At 56.5% G+C, this 14615-nt stretch carries 11 protein-coding genes; 6 read left to right on the forward strand and 5 right to left on the reverse strand.

Features of this window, described 5'->3' with window-relative positions; all coding sequences use genetic code 11:
* Positions 1-23: 23 nt before the first annotated feature.
* A complete protein-coding gene (locus QSJ36_RS06450) occupies positions 24-2210 on the forward strand; it encodes an NPCBM/NEW2 domain-containing protein (protein ID WP_180973678.1) in 2187 nt (728 codons plus the stop codon).
* A gap of 147 nt (positions 2211-2357) precedes the next feature.
* The gene (locus QSJ36_RS06455) at positions 2358-3284 is read left to right on the forward strand and encodes a polyphosphate kinase 2 family protein (protein ID WP_102722674.1); all 927 of its coding nucleotides are present in this window, start codon (positions 2358-2360) and stop codon (positions 3282-3284) included.
* A 139-nt stretch (positions 3285-3423) separates the two neighbouring features.
* Here the strand turns inward: QSJ36_RS06455 and QSJ36_RS06460 are convergent, their stop codons facing one another.
* Positions 3424-3867, reverse strand: coding sequence for a hypothetical protein (locus QSJ36_RS06460; protein ID WP_146017859.1), 444 nt, complete (start codon positions 3865-3867; stop codon positions 3424-3426).
* A gap of 73 nt (positions 3868-3940) precedes the next feature.
* On the opposite strand from QSJ36_RS06460, the gene QSJ36_RS06465 reads away from it, so the two are divergent.
* The 3 genes from QSJ36_RS06465 to QSJ36_RS06475 are packed head-to-tail and all read left to right on the forward strand — an operon-like array spanning position 3941 to position 6601.
* Positions 3941-4702, forward strand: coding sequence for a hypothetical protein (locus QSJ36_RS06465; protein WP_146017860.1), 762 nt, complete (start codon positions 3941-3943; stop codon positions 4700-4702).
* Between the two features lie 35 nt (positions 4703-4737).
* Positions 4738-5313 (forward strand): RsmD family RNA methyltransferase, encoded by a 576-nt coding sequence (locus QSJ36_RS06470; RefSeq protein WP_102722644.1) that lies wholly within the window; start codon positions 4738-4740, stop codon positions 5311-5313.
* A 1-nt stretch (position 5314) separates the two neighbouring features.
* The gene (locus QSJ36_RS06475; RefSeq protein ID WP_102722645.1) at positions 5315-6601 is read left to right on the forward strand and encodes a glycosyltransferase N-terminal domain-containing protein; all 1287 of its coding nucleotides are present in this window, start codon (positions 5315-5317) and stop codon (positions 6599-6601) included.
* Here the strand turns inward: QSJ36_RS06475 and QSJ36_RS06480 are convergent.
* The 3 genes from QSJ36_RS06480 to QSJ36_RS06490 all read right to left on the reverse strand — a co-directional run bounded on the left by QSJ36_RS06480 (position 6585) and on the right by QSJ36_RS06490 (position 9486).
* Entirely contained in the window at positions 6585-7556 is a 972-nt protein-coding gene (locus QSJ36_RS06480) for a retropepsin-like aspartic protease (RefSeq protein ID WP_022396471.1), read from the reverse strand. The two genes, QSJ36_RS06475 and QSJ36_RS06480, sit on opposite strands and share 17 nt — an antisense overlap.
* A gap of 52 nt (positions 7557-7608) precedes the next feature.
* The gene (gene rsgA / locus QSJ36_RS06485) at positions 7609-8730 is read right to left on the reverse strand and encodes a ribosome small subunit-dependent GTPase A (RefSeq protein WP_022396472.1); all 1122 of its coding nucleotides are present in this window, start codon (positions 8728-8730) and stop codon (positions 7609-7611) included.
* 81 nt (positions 8731-8811) lie between these two features.
* Entirely contained in the window at positions 8812-9486 is a 675-nt protein-coding gene (locus QSJ36_RS06490; RefSeq protein ID WP_022396473.1) for a phosphopantothenoylcysteine decarboxylase, read from the reverse strand.
* A gap of 70 nt (positions 9487-9556) precedes the next feature.
* On the opposite strand from QSJ36_RS06490, the gene QSJ36_RS06495 reads away from it, so the two are divergent.
* Entirely contained in the window at positions 9557-10759 is a 1203-nt protein-coding gene (locus QSJ36_RS06495; RefSeq protein WP_180972886.1) for a cysteine desulfurase family protein, read from the forward strand.
* A gap of 157 nt (positions 10760-10916) precedes the next feature.
* On the opposite strand, the gene QSJ36_RS06500 is transcribed toward QSJ36_RS06495, so the two are convergent.
* The gene (locus QSJ36_RS06500; protein WP_102726651.1) at positions 10917-14408 is read right to left on the reverse strand and encodes an autotransporter outer membrane beta-barrel domain-containing protein; all 3492 of its coding nucleotides are present in this window, start codon (positions 14406-14408) and stop codon (positions 10917-10919) included.
* Between the last annotated feature and the right edge of the window lie 207 nt (positions 14409-14615).

The following is a 14615-nucleotide window of genomic DNA, read 5'->3' on the forward strand; positions in this document are numbered from 1 at the left end:
CGGCGCAATCCGGGTCCGCAGCCGTGAAAGTGCCTGCCGCCAGTCTGCTGATGGCCCGCCAGGAGGTGGGGGAAACGCGGTTGGACCGGTCTTTCAAGAATGGTGAATTGAGCATCGGGGGTAAAAAATACGCTGCGGGCATCGGCACTCACGCTACATCCATGATTCCGCTCCCTGTGCCGGAGGGCAGCGGCTCAAGAGTGTGGAAGCTGGAAGGGGCCTGCGGCATTGACGACGGTACGGACGGAGACGGCAGCGTGGAATTCCGTGTAATGAGCGGTTCCGAAGTTTTATGGAGTTCCGGCGTGATGAAGAGGGGAATGCCTGCGAAAAAGTTTTCCGTTCCGGTAGCGGAAAACGGCATACGGCATCTTTACCTGGTGGCTGACCGGGTGGAAAATAATTCCTATGACCACGCAGACTGGGTGGACCTAGTCTGGAAAACGGGCGGTGAGCCGCAGAGCATGAAGGGAGCCGTGGTGAATGCCGCCAAATTCGGCATGGTTCCCGGCGTCAGGAAAGATCAGGGTCCGGCCCTGCGGGCCGCGATTTCCGCCCTGCGGAAGCAGGGAGGGGGCGTGCTGAACATCCCCAGGGGAGTCTATCATTTTTATCCGGAGGGAGCCTTGAACATGAGCTTCAATATCTCCAACCATGACCAGCCCCTGGTTCATCCGGTGTGCGTGACCCTGACTGATTTGCGGAATGTCCGCGTAGAGGGCAACGGCTCCCTGTTCCTGTTTCACGGCAAGGTGGTTCCCCTGCTGGTCATGGACAGCGAAAACATCAGCATCAACCGTCTGTCCGTGGATTATGAACGGTCCTATTGTACGGAAGCGCGTGTCTTGAATGCGGACGACAGGTCCACGGAGGTGGAAATAGACAAAAAAGCCTACCCCTATGAAATCAGGAACAACAGGTTCGTTTTCCTGGGCGAAGGCTGGGAGGAAGGAATGGGGAGCTGCATGGCCTTTGAGAAGGGGACCGGGCACATCATTGCCAATACGTCGGACATGGGCTGGAACGGCCGGGTGGAACCCCTCGGAGGGAACCGCCTCCGGCTGGACTGGAACCTCAAGCAGAAGGGAATCAAGCCGGGGGATACGCTGGTGCTGCGGAATTATAACCGCCCCCATCCGGGATGCGTGGTTTACCGGGCGCGGAAGACGGTCCTGAATGATGTGGCTCTGCACCAGAGCACGGGCATGGCTTTGCTGGTCCAGCGGTCGGAGGATTTCCACATGAAGGGTGGCGGCGTCATGGTCAGGAAAGGGACGGGGCGCGTGCACACCGCCGGGGCGGACGCCACCCATTTTTCCAACACCCGGGGCGAGATCGTGGTGGAGAAAGCCTTGTTCGAGGGAATGATGGATGACGCCATCAACGTTCATTCCACCTGCCTGGGCGTGACGGAGGTAGTGGACGGCCATACGCTGAAATGCAAGTACATGCACCGCCAGGCGGTGGGGTTTGAAGTGTTCCTGCCCGGTGAAAAAATCCGTTTTATCAACGGGCCTACGCTTGAACCGGGAAGCACCGCTACCGTAAAAACCGCCGTGAAGAAGAGTTCTACGGAACTGGTGATCACGCTGGAAGAACCGCTGCCTCCGTCCGTCAAGGCCGGGGACGCCGTGGAAAATGCGGATTTTTACCCTTCCGTAGTATTCCGCAACAACATCGTCCGCAACAACCGCGCCCGCGGTTCTCTTTTCACGACGCCTGAGAAGGTTCTGGTGGAGGGCAATTTGTTTGACCATTCCTCCGGCGCGGCCATTCTGCTGGCCGGGGACGCCCAGGGCTGGTATGAAAGCGGCGCCTGCCATGAAGTGGTGATCCGCAGGAATACCTTCATCAACAACCTGACCTCCCGCTACCAGTTCACGAACGCCATCATTTCCATTTACCCGGAAGTCAAGCAGTTGAACAAGCAGAAGGATTATTATCACCGCAATGTCCTGATAGAAAACAATGTGTTCAAGACGTTCGACGTGCCGCTACTGTTTGCCATTTCCACGGATAACCTTAAATTCGTCAACAACAAAATCATTTACAACAATGATTTCAGGGGCTGGGGGCAGAAGCCCTTCCAGTTCAGGAGGTGCGCCAACATCCTGATTAAAAATAACAAGGTTCAGCCTCCCCGCACATGGTCCATTGAGGACTGCAAGCTGGAAAATACTCCCGCGGACCAGGTGCGCATAGAGAATTGACGTTTCCCTGCGCCATTCCGCCTTTGCTGCGGAAAGCCGGCTTTTGCGGATTTTTCATGCTGCAGGGGCCGGACGGCCGTCCGGGAGGAAGGCGGAGTTTTTTACGGTTATTTCAACGTCTTGACGCAGAACGGTGTCATTACCGGAATGATAGATATTCCTTCCCGTCTGGTCAAACGCTGCAAAAAGTTCATTGAGCCGTACCGGGTGACGGACGGCAAGGGGTTCAAGTTATCCCACTATGATCCGGGCGATCTGGGCAAGCTGGACAAGGACAGCAAGAAGGAAGCCGTGGACAAGCTGGAGAAGGGCATTGAGCTGCTGGAACAGCTTCAGGAAGTGCTTTATGCCAGCGAATCCTATGCGCTGCTGGTGGTGCTGCAGGCGATGGACAGTGCGGGCAAGGACGGCATTGTGAAGCATGTGATGGGCGGAGTCAATCCGCAGGGGTGCGTGGTCAGCAGCTTCAAGCCGCCCTCCACGCTGGAACGGAGCCATGATTTCCTGTGGCGGTGCGTGGCCCGTCTTCCCCGGCGGGGAATGATCGGCATTTTCAACCGTTCCTACTATGAAGAAGTGCTGAGCGTGCGCGTGCATCCGGAATTTCTGGCGGGGGAGGGGTTTGATCCCGCCCATGCCAAGGGAGCCTTCTGGAAGGAGAGGTACAGATCCATCAATAATCTGGAACGCCATCTGCTCGCCAACAAGACGCGCATCGTGAAGATATTCCTTAACCTTTCCAGTGAGGAACAGAGAAAGCGCCTTCTGGCGCGGCTGGACACCCCGCACAAGAACTGGAAGTTTTCAGAGGGGGACATCCACGAACGCGAGTTCTGGGACCAGTACCAGAAGGCGTATGAGGAAATGATACGTCATACTTCTTCCCGGGACGCGCCGTGGTATGTGGTGCCGGCGGACAACAAGTGGTATTCCAGGCTTGTCTGCATGTGCGCCATTGTGGAGGCACTGGCGGAAATGAAACTGGAATACCCTAAGGTGTCCGGGGAATTGAAGGCGTTCTTCCCTGAATTCCGGGAGGAACTGGAACGCCCCCTGTCCGGGGACAGGGATTGAACGAAGAGTCCGGGAACGGAAGGGAAAGAAAAAAGGCCGCGAAAGAATGGCAAAAAGAAAAACGGCGCATCATGCGGAAGCTTCCCTCCGTCTGCTGCGCCGCCGCATTCCATCCCGTGCGGGCCTGCCGGTTCTTTAATCAGCGCCTGCGTTCCCAGGATTTCACCTTGCCGTTGATGAACAGCACGTAGCCGGTATCCACCGGGACGTAGGTGACGTCATTGTAATACGGGTAATAGGGACGGTAGAACCCCGGTCCCCAATAGGGGCCTCCCCAGTAGGGCCCGGCCCAGAAGGAGGGCGGCGGGGTGTAAACCGGCTGGAGGGAAGAGTAAATCCAGCGGGTGGCGGATTTTCCGTTAAGGTTGCCTTCCGCGACGGCGGAGGGGTCTCCCCAGGCCAGGAAGACGGCGGGCGGCGACATGCCTTCCGCAATCTGTCCGGCTTCCACCAGCGTTTTCTGGCTGGGCGGAAGGGAATTGAAAAGGGCTGGGTTTTTCTGGATGCGGGATGCCGGGGTGGACACGCAGGAAGCAAGGCTCAGAGCGGCGGCCAGGGTAGTGAAAAGTAACTTCCAGTTCATGATGTACATACGGATAACACTCACTTTGACTCTTGCCAAGGGTGTTTTGTTGAGTAAAATGTACGAACACGTTATGAAAGCGCTCCGCAATCTGGCTTTAACACTGATGGTCCCCGTTCTGGTTTCTTCCCTGTCCGCAGCAGAAAAGCCGGAAATAATCGATGAATATCTCCCGGTCGGCAAAATGGCGGAAGCTTCCGCCGTCAGCGTTGTGCTTGATGAAAGCCTTCAGCCATTCATGGAAAAGATTGACGGCGTTTTTGCCTCCCTGCCCGACAAGGACAAGAAGGAACTCGTCAGCCAGATCGTTCCCGGTCAGCCCGTTCCGTATGACGAACGTCTGGGCTGGACCAAGGATGAGTATGCCAAGTATCTGGAATGCTGGAAGCTGAAGCAGGTGCAGGAAGTGGCCCCCGTAGCTGTGGGCATTTTCGCCTCCGGGGAACGCGGCATCTGGACTCTGGCCGCGGTGGCCCAGCAGGGACCGCTGCCGATGAGCACCCTGAAGTATGACTCCAATACCAAATCCTGGATTTCCCCCAACGGCGCCCTGGCCCTGAAAGGGGACGTTTCCTATGACGATCTGAACGTGTACGGCGCATGGAGCGGCAAGGAATGGACCATGGAAAAGAAGACCATTCTTTCCACCCTGACGGAGACCATTATCGCGGGCAAGACCAAGGACGGCAAATATACCTATTTCGTTTACAACATGTCCGAGAAGAATCCGGATAATATTGCCATTGCCAACCAGTCCATCGTGCTGCGCATCCCCATCACCCGCATTACGGGAGATCCCCTGCTGGAAAAGGCCAAGGCCAAGGCGCGCCAGTAGGGACAACAAGACGTTCCTTTCATTCCGGTAAAAACATGCGTATCATCAGCGGAAAGGCCGGCGGCATAGCACTGTCTGTTCCCAAAGGGGAAGTGCGGCCCACGACCGACCGGGTCAGGGAGGCCCTTTTTTCCATCCTGAACCCGCTGATTGGCCATGCCGACGTGCTGGATTTGTTCACCGGCTCCGGAGCCTTCGGCCTGGAAGCCCTCAGCCGCGGGGCAGGGAGCTCCCGCATGGTGGATTTTTCCCGGCTTTCCTGCGCGACGGCCAAGGCCAATCTTGCCAAAACCGGCCTGGAGGGCGGCGCCGTCATCCAGGGAGACGCCGTGCAGTTTGTGAAAAGGGAGCTGCTGGCCGGCAGGAAGTACGACATTGTTTTTGCAGATCCCCCCTACTGCAAGGGCCCGGCGGACCGGGATTTTATTGTGGAGCTGGCGGAGGCCGGAATTGCCGGACTGCTGAAGGACGGCGGCGTGTTTATTGCGGAAGTGCAGGAAGGCTGGGGAACCGGCATGGAAGGCGCCGCGGAGTTTGACGGCCTGGACCTGGTGGATACCCGCCGGTACGGGAAAAATATGCTGTTGTTCTATCGATTGCCTGAGAAGTAAGATGAAAGCCTTCCTGTTCTCTTTCTGTTACAATGTCCTGTACACCCTCGGGTGGCTGGTGACGCTGCCTTCCTACCTGCTCAAGCAGAAGAGGCGCGGCGGCTTCGGCACGGGGTTGATGGAGCGCTTCGGCCTGTACCGGGTTTCCTACAACCGGGAGCCGAAGGGGGTGCTGTACGTGCATGCCGTGAGTGTGGGTGAAGTGGTGCTGGCCCTCAAATTTCTCCGGGCGTGGCTCCGGGAGCGCGGCGGTTCCGCGGTGCTGGCCACCAGCACGGCTACGGGGCATGATACGGCGGTGAATGCCCAGGTGCCCGGCGTGCGCGTAATTTATGCCCCCTTTGACCTGCTGGGCCTGCCGGGGAGGTGCTTTGACCGTTTTGAACCGGAAGCCATTGTGCTGGTAGAGGCGGAATTATGGCCGAACTTTGCCCGCGCCGCCAAGGTGCGGGGCATTCCCATGGCGATGATCAATGCCCGCATGTCCGCCAGGTCCGAGAGCCGCTACCGCGCTTTTAAATGGGTGTCACGGTATTATTTTTCCACGCTGGACGCCATGGGCGTGCAGGACAAGGGAGACGTCCGGAGGTTTGAATCCGTGGGGGTGCGCCCCTCCATCATTCATGTGACGGGCAGCATCAAGTTTGACCAGCAGATGGCGGAGCGCAAGGAAACCAATGCGGAGTTTGCCGCCATTCTGGACAAGCTGAAGCGCGGCAAGCCCGTGGTGCTGGCCGCCAGCACGCATGACGGGGAGGAAGTGCTGATTGCGGAGGCCGTGCGCAAGGCGGGAGGCTTCCCCTTGATAGTTCCCCGGCATGCGGAACGCCGCCATACGGTGGTGCGTGAGTTGGAGGCCCGCGGCTGGCAGTGCGTGCTGCGGACGGATGGCGAGCTTCCGGAAACCCTGAAGGACAATGTCTGCTACATTGCGGATACGACCGGAGAATTGAGGGATTGGACCGCGCTGGCGGATGTGGCCGTGATCGGCAAGAGCTTTCTGGCGGACGGCGGCCAGAATCCGGCGGAGGCCGTTGCCTGCGGCGTGCCCGTGCTGACGGGGCCGCACATGGAGAATTTCGATGCGCTGGTCCAGCTGCTTGAGGGCGTGGACGGCATTACCCGGTGCGATGAGGAGCGTCTGGCGGACGTGCTCAAGGAGATGCTGGACAATCCGCTGCTGGCCCATGCCCAGTCCTCCCGCGCGCAGGTGGCGTTGAAAGCCCATTTCGGCGCTACGGCCCGCACCATCCGCATGATCTGCATCATGCTCAAGATTCCCGTTTAACGGCGGGAGCCTTTTGTCCGCGGGCCTCCGGCTTGGAATGGAGCGGCAGGGCGAAGACTTCCCCCTGCGGCGCGTCAATGATGATGTCAAAGTGCTGGAGGGTGTCCACGCCTATCTGGCATCTGCCGCCTGTTCCCGTCACGGCGAAGGAAAGGCCGTCCATCTGGAAGTCCGGCCCCATGCGGAGGGTGGAGGGTATGCCCAGCTTCATGACGTTGCGGTCCCCGCTGTGTCCGTTGATGTCGGAGGCCTTGGCCGTGAGCTGGTTTCCATTTGGGTCCGCGGGCCACTGTTCCAGCGGGGCCAGGGAAAGGGAAGAACCGGAATCAAGGGCCAGCAGGAAGGCGTCTCCTCCCCGGGAGCAGCGGACATAGAAAATTCCGGATGGGTGGCGTTCCACTTCCAGCGGCTTCATGTTCTGGGAGGGAAAGCGGGAGCGTTCCAGAAATTGGAGGGAAGCATCCCTGACGGACAGCAGGAACGGGGAGAAGCCCAGGTAGTTGATTCCCAGAATGCCGTCCACCCTGACCTGCATATCTTTTTGAAGGGGGGTGAGGTCCATGGCGAGGCCGAAGAAGTTTTTAATGTGAAGCCCTCCGATGGAGAAGGTCTTCATGGCGAAAAGCTGGGGAACGGTGTTGACGTTGGAGCCGGGGGCGATCTGCGCGTTTTCAAGCGGCAGGCCGGGGAAATTCTTCTTGATGAATTTGATGTCAAACGTGGTGTGGGAGGCCGCCGTGTCCACAATGAGATTGCATGGAACGCCGTTAATGGTGCATTGCGCCACAAGAAGTTTGCTGTGGGCGTCTCTCGTCAGCCGGACGGGGTTCAGGTCCGTGATGGAAACGACGGGCCTGGCCTGGGCGGGGTCCGGCTGTTCCGCTGCGGAGAGAGGAAGCGCGCCCAATGCCAGAAGGGCCGCGGAAGCGCGGAAAAGGCTGCATGGGAAGAGCATCCCTTACTGGTAAGCGCGCCTCTGCGGTTTGACAAGCCAATTTGACGGAGAATCAGTCATGGCTGCGGTGGTTGGGCTTGTGGCGGCGTTCCAGTTCCACGCGGTCCTCATAATTCCGGGCCTGTACCTTCCGGTCTCTCTTCCCGGCCCGTTCCACGTTCATTTGCCTTTTTTTCTGACGTTTGGCAAGCCGGGCGATTTCATTTTCCAAATTCAGGAAATTCAAGTACCGCTCCCTGTCCAACGTTCCTTCCTCCACGGCTTTCCTGATGGCGCAGCCGGAATCCGTGCCGTGGCTGCAATCCGCAAATTTGCATTCCTGGGCCAGCTCCGTCAAATCCGCAAAGCTTTCCCGCAGGGTATGTTCATCCGTCCACATCTGGATTTCACGGATTCCGGGATTGTCAATCAGCAGGCCGCCGTGTTTGAGGAGCACCAGTTCGCGCGCCACGGTCGTATGGCGTCCCTTGCCGGTCACCTCATTCACTTCCCCCGTCCAGAGCCATTCGTCCCCCAGCAGGGTATTGACCAGCGTGGATTTTCCCACTCCGGAGGAACCGACGATGCAGATGGTTTTTCCCCTGGAAAGGCATTTGCGGAATTCCTTGATTCCCTTGTTGTGCAGGGCACTGATGCCGATGATGGAGCATTCCGGGGAGAGTTCCCGCAGGGCCTGCACGGCTTCGTCCACTTCCTCCCTGGAGAAAAGGTCCGTTTTATTGAGCAGGATGAGAGGTGCGGCGCCGCTGCGGCGGATGAGCGTAAAGTAGCGCTCCATGCGCCTGGGGTTGAAGTCCGTTCCCGGCTCCGTCACCACGGCTACGGTGTCCACATTGGTTCCCAGAACCTGTTCCGCGCTGCTTTTTCCCGGAGCTTTGCGGGAAAAACAGGTCTGGCGGGGGAGAATGGCGCGTATGACGGCTTCGTCTCCCGCTTCCCCCGGGTCAATCGCCACCCAGTCTCCTACGGCGGGCAGTTCCGCATCCGTGGCGGCGTCATGCCAGAGCTTGCCGCTGACGACCGCGTCCACGTCTTCCCCGCCGTCCAGCAGGGCGGTGAAGTTGATTTTCGTTTCCCGGATGAGGCGTCCCGGAACCCAGCCGGGTTTGGCGACGGCGTTGAAAGCGCGTTGAAAGTGGTCGTTCCAGCCTAAATCCTGAAGAGTGACGGGCATGAAAATGGAAAATGTAGTTTTGGGAAAGGCCGCCGGCATTTACATGCCGACATCGGATCGTGGGGCAAACCTTCTTCCGGTTCAAGCGTGGAACGGGTCTGCCGTGCGCCATGACGGAGCTTTTCCCTGTGCGAGACGGCATGCGCGCTCAATGATTTGAAAGGCAATTTGCGTTTTAGGCGCTTTTTCCAAAAGCTCCGTCCGGTCCGGGTAAACGAGCAGCACTTCATTTTCAGAGGAGTTAAAACCAATGTCACTGCGGGAAACGTCGTTGGCCACAATCATGTCGCACCGCTTGCGTTCCAGTTTGCCGCGCGCGTAATTTTCCACGTCATGGGTTTCCGCCGCGAAGCCTACCAGAATGCCTCTGAAGCCGAATTCCGCGCGCATGGAGCCAAGAATATCCGCAGTACGTTCCAGTTCCAAAATCATGCGCTCCCCCGTTTTCTTGATTTTGCGGTCCGGAACGGAAACGGGGCGATAATCCGCTACGGCGGCGCTGAGGATGGCGGCGTCGGCGTAGGGAGCCTGGTTTTTGACAGCATCATACATTTCCCGTGCACATTCAACCGGCAGGAAGTCCACGCCGTGCGGGATGTCCAGGGAAGTGGGGCCGGAGATGAGAAGGACGCTGTGGCCTTCGTGAACAGCCGCTTCCGCCAGGCAATACCCCATTTTTCCGGAGGAGTGGTTGGTGAGGTATCTGACGGGGTCAATAGCTTCTCTGGTGGGGCCTGCCGTGATAAGAAAACGCATGAGAGGCATTATGCGGAATCACGGGTAAAAGTGAAGAGTGATCTTGTGCAGCTGCGCATTATGTTCCGGCTTGACTCCTTCCCGCGATTGGGGGAGTTATGAAGGCGTGATTTATTGGGATAATAACGCTACCACACCGCTGGCCCCGGAGGTTTACGAGGCCATGGAGCCGTTTTTAAAAGAACGGTTTTTCAACCCGTCCGCCGGTTACGGCTGCGCCAGGAGCGTGCGCGAGGCGGTGGAGGAAGCCCGTGCGGCCGTTGCCGCCCTGTTGGGCGCATTTCCTTCGGAAATTGTATTTACTTCCGGCGGAACGGAGGCGTCTAATATGGCTTTCCGCCAGATGGCCGGGGAGCGGGAGGGAGGGATAGGCGTTTTGTCCACGGACCATGACGCCTCCTTGAAGACGGCCCTGGCCCTGGGCAGCGGCTGTGTCTGCCCCGTGGACAGGGAAGGGCGAGCGGTTCCGGAAAAATGGGAGTCCATGTGCGCAGGGGGCGTGTCCGGCGTTTCTTTTGCCTGGGCCAATAATGAGACAGGCGCATTGCAGGATGCGGCGGTTTTGTGTTCCTCCGCCGGGAAACATGGAGTTCCCGTGCATTTGGATATAGTGCAGTGCGCCGGAAAAATTCCCGTGGATTTGCATGGAATGGAAGTGGATTATGCTTCCGTATCCGCACACAAATTCCATGGCCCCAAAGGGATTGGATGTCTGTACAGGAGAGCGGGGGCTCCTTTTTCCCCTTTGCTGTTCGGGGGGGGGCAGGAGTACGGTTTGAGGTCCGGCACGGAGAATGTTCCGGGAATCATTGGTTTTGGTGCGGCGGCGCGGGCGGCATTGAGGCACTTGGAGGAGGACGCCGGACGGCTGTCCCGGATGCGGGATTCTTTTGAGTCTCTCCTGCGGGCACAGGTGGGCGGCGTGACGGTGCATTCCGGCGGAACGGAACGTATTCCCAATACTTCCAATCTGGCGTTTGACGGATGTACGGCGGAAGCGCTGATGCTGTTGCTGGAACCTGCCGGCCTGCTGTGTTCGGCTGGGTCTGCCTGCCATACGCTGCAGCCGATGCCTTCCCACGTGCTGACGGCCATGGGATTGTCTGATGAGGCGGTACGTTCCTCCCTGCGTTTTTCCCTGTCTTTCATGACGACGCAGGAGGAGGTGGAACAGGCTGCCGCCCTGGTGGGCTCCGCCGTTCGGAAGGTGCGCGGCGTTCAGTCTTCGCGTACCGGCCCGGTGCTCGTGTACAGGCCAGAATGGAAGGGCTGAGAGGCTGGGGCGCTTTTACAGAAAGCCGTTTGTGTTCCATGACACCGGAGCTCAGTAACAGCGGCTCCCTCCCTATCAATGCTTTTACAGATGTTTATGAGGCGATTCTATTGCGGCAGAAATATATTGCAGATTTTTTGCTCATTCGCGAATCGACTTAAAATTTAAACGTGACGCCCATATTGACGTTGTGGCGCACTTTGTCCGAAACGTCCGCGGCATAGTCGGCATAGACGCTCCACTGTTCCGTGATGCTGTATCCGATGCCTGCGCCGAATACGCCAGCGTCCCTGTCCATTTTCCAGCCCCTTACCCTTATGAAGGAAGAGCCGAGCATGGCATTTACTCCGTAGCGGTCGTCGCAAAATTCGTGCGTGTAGAACATTCTGCCCGTAAAGTAGAAGCCGTTTGAAAACGCGTAAGTGCCCTCAATTCCCACAAGCGACTTCACGCTTGTATAGTTTTCTGATTCCGCGCTCATGCGTTCTTCCCCGCTTTTTTCCGTGAACGACGGGTTCATCAGGAAGTCCGCGTTTACGCCGATTGTGGGTTTCAGGTAAAATCCGGTGTCGGCAAAAGGCTTCCACGCGTATCGAACGCCCGTGAAGACACCGATGAGGTTTGAATTCCAATCGGCTTTGCTTTTGTTCAGGATGTTCATCCTTTCGGCTTTGTTCATGCCGAAAGCATAGGTTGCACCGAAGTACCAGTCAAAGTTGCCGAAGAACCGCCAGTCGGTGTAGGCGTTGACCGCAAGGCTTTGGGTTTCCGCCTTGCCGCAGTTGCCCTTGCCTGACGATTTTGCCTGAAAACCGCCGAAGCCGAAGCCCGCAAGAAACGTGTTACCCGCCGTGTATTCAAAATTCACCAAGCCGCCCGAAATATAGTCGCTCGACCCATCCATGTTTTCATCGCCGCCGTAGGTGGCAAACCTGTTTATGTTGCGGACGGTAATGCCTGAAAAACGCCCCCCCGAAACTTCCGTGCCGCTGCTTTTTGCGCCGAGGCCGTCGATTGCCGCGCTCGTGCGGTTGAGCGTGTCGAGGTGGATTATGTCGGCAAGATCCATGTTCATGCGCACGCTGTGCACTACCGACTGCGGAAGTATCGCACCCAGTGTGCCGCTTTTTACCATTGCGGCGAAATTACGTTTTTTGGTAACTGCCGCCTCGTTCGCCGCGTCGTCGCCGTCGATGTATTCAAGATCGTCGTAGGTTTTTGCCAACGCCTTTTCGAATTCGTTTGTCGCAACTGCTTCGGCAAGATAGGTGTTCTTCTTGATTTCGTAGCCGACATTGCTGCCGACGTTGACGTACTTCACGGTGATGTAGGTGTTTTCAAAAGGATCCAAGTCGCCGTCGATCATGCCCGAAATGTTGTTCGAGACGACGTCGTGCGTGCCTTTCAAGGCGGTTGCGGCGGTGAGGCTTCCCGAAGAGTCGTCGGTTGCGGAGAAACCGAAGATGTTGTCGTAGTGGTTGTTGATGGTGCCGCGCAAGCCCGCGCCCCCGAGTGTCCCCGCGCTGATTACGGTCGCGGCTGAAGAGTTTATGCCGAAGACACTGTTTATCGTAAGTCTGTTCCCGCCCGCCGAAACTGAACCCGTGAGTGTTGCCGAACCTTCGTTTGACAGTATGAGGTCTGTCGTCGAAACGATGTCGCCGCTCACAGTTTTGCCGTCAAGCACATTGACATTCGTACCGCTTACGCGGATGTTGCCGACATCGCCGACGTTCAGTCCGTTAGTGACATTTGTTGCTGAGATGTCGCCAACGGCGTTGTTTACCGTCGCCGAATTAACCGAGTTGAACGAGACGTTGCCGTTTGCGTTTTCGATTGTCACCAAAACGGCGTTTGAAATGTTTGCTGATGTCTCGACTGTGTTGACTTTAATATACCCCGAATCCTCGCCCGACGTACCGATTTCGAGCGAACCCACTGATGCGGTAATGTTCAGGCCGGCAACCGAGTCGAATTTCATTTTGCCTGAAACCGTGCCGATTGTTGATTCTGCGGCAAGATGTTTACCCTCGATATTGCCGTTGACGACTACATTGCCTCCGTTGTTTAGCTCCATGCCGGCGTCCGCCATGAGGTCGCCATTTATCGTCGCGCTGCCGTCGAATGTCAGATAGAGGTTTTTCGAGCGGATTGCCTGGGCGCTGGAGTTTTCGTTTGCAGCGATTGCCGAGATTTCCGAACCATCGAGCATTTTTAAGAAAAGGTCGTTTTCCGTCCAAATTCCGTAGGCGTTGGAGTTTTCGCTTGAGGATAGGATTTTGCCGCCGAGGGTGATGTCAGCGTTGTCGGCGAAAATACCGTTTGCCAATCCGTTTTCAGACGAAACCGTAATGTTGCCTATGATGTTTTCATTTTGGCCCGATTTTGTAATGGAGTTTGCAAAGATACCCGTGGCATCTGCGCCGCCTGAAACCTCCAAATTATCTATCCTGATGTTTTCGAGGTTTCCGGCTGTGGAAACAGGGTTATCTCTGCCTGGCGCGGCGATTATGCCTGCTGCGTTGCCGCTGATTCCCGCGCTTACTTGCATATCGGATATGGTGAGGTTGCGGCCGCCTTCCGTCAGATGGATACCGGTTGCATTGGTGTACCCCTTTACTGTGATTGCATTTGCTGTCAAATCGCGCTTGACGCTTTTTGCGTATATACCCGTTGCTTCACCCTGCGTGCTGCCCGAAGTGATTGTGCTTTCGATGTCGAGTTCGCCCACGGAAAGCGAGTAGATGTCGCCCGCAGCAGAGGGGTCCTTGGCCGCGTTTTTACCAACTTTTACACCGAAGGCGTCTTTTGCTGTCACGTAAATTTGGCCCGAATAGTTATTTTTGAGCGAAACGTCGTCGCTGCCGAGCTGGTTGGCCAGTATACCTATCCCCGTGCCTTGTTTTGCATTGATTGTAAGTGAACCCGAAATCGTCATCGCCTGCCCGTCAGAACTGCTCGACGTGTTCACACCCACGATGTAGGAGTCGTCGTCGATTGTTTTTGCGGAATTCCCGTCCACAGTGTAAATTCCCGAAATTTCGAGGTCTGTAATTTGACCGCTGGTCTTGATGAGTCCGAAATCTTTATTAGTCTCGATAGAGGAAACGTTCCCGAAGCTATAATATCCACTTCCGCCCAGAACGCCTGAAGAACCTGTGGTTGTCTTGTTGTCCCACAAATACGAGCTTGCACTTACAGTGCCGTTTGTGCATCTTATGTTGCCTTGGTTTTCGATTCTGATTGTGTTGGTGAGCCGGTTCCCGTATAGTTCAAGACTGGATTGGGAATCCAAAATAAGGATTAACCCCGTGCCGCCTTTATCAAAGTCCCCCGATGCGCCCAAACGCGAATTTTCTAATTTCAGCGTCGTGTTGTTTCCCTCAGAAGTCGGCTCCACATATTTAATGCGGATCGAATCGGGAGATGTCCAAACGTCTTTTAAGATAATTTCTTTTGTGTCTCCGAATATTTCCGAAGTCCCAGGGACTGTGCTCCCGGGGGTTATTGGTCCTTCCAGAGTAATGCGGTCGGCAACCGTATTGCCCTTGCCTGTTATCACAAGCGTTTCAGAGGAGGAATCGTAGTTGTATGTTTGGGCGCAGGCAATACCAGCTGTCGCCAACAGGGAAGCAGCAATCTTTTCCATGTTTATTGCAGAAAATCTATGGTGTTTTTCGTTTATTTATACAATTCTGAAACAAGCCTACCTTTACTCATTTCCAAATACTAAATAAGCGATTTTTCTTTTCAGATAAATTCAGGGGATGGTCAAGTATAAACTGTTATCAGCTCAAAAATGGTGTGACCGGCCATAAATCACGGTAAGGGTGCATCCCTAAGTAATCGTAAGGGT

Origin of the sequence: Akkermansia sp. NBRC 115031 (genome assembly GCF_030268505.1) — a bacterium.
In the GTDB taxonomy this organism is placed as follows: Bacteria; Verrucomicrobiota; Verrucomicrobiia; order Verrucomicrobiales; family Akkermansiaceae; genus Akkermansia; species Akkermansia massiliensis.

Bases quoted from the DNA above. Each gene is read 5' to 3' on its own strand.
- QSJ36_RS06455 (WP_102722674.1), top strand. From the start codon at position 2,358: ATGATAGATATTCCTTCCCGTCTGGTCAAACGCTGCAAAAAGTTCATT.
- QSJ36_RS06460 (WP_146017859.1), bottom strand. From the start codon at position 3,867: ATGAACTGGAAGTTACTTTTCACTACCCTGGCCGCCGCTCTGAGCCTT.
- QSJ36_RS06465 (WP_146017860.1), top strand. From the start codon at position 3,941: ATGAAAGCGCTCCGCAATCTGGCTTTAACACTGATGGTCCCCGTTCTG.
- QSJ36_RS06470 (WP_102722644.1), top strand. From the start codon at position 4,738: ATGCGTATCATCAGCGGAAAGGCCGGCGGCATAGCACTGTCTGTTCCC.
- QSJ36_RS06475 (WP_102722645.1), top strand. From the start codon at position 5,315: ATGAAAGCCTTCCTGTTCTCTTTCTGTTACAATGTCCTGTACACCCTC.
- QSJ36_RS06480 (WP_022396471.1), bottom strand. From the start codon at position 7,556: ATGCTCTTCCCATGCAGCCTTTTCCGCGCTTCCGCGGCCCTTCTGGCA.
- rsgA (WP_022396472.1), bottom strand. From the start codon at position 8,730: ATGCCCGTCACTCTTCAGGATTTAGGCTGGAACGACCACTTTCAACGC.
- QSJ36_RS06490 (WP_022396473.1), bottom strand. From the start codon at position 9,486: ATGCGTTTTCTTATCACGGCAGGCCCCACCAGAGAAGCTATTGACCCC.
- QSJ36_RS06500 (WP_102726651.1), bottom strand. From the start codon at position 14,408: ATGGAAAAGATTGCTGCTTCCCTGTTGGCGACAGCTGGTATTGCCTGC.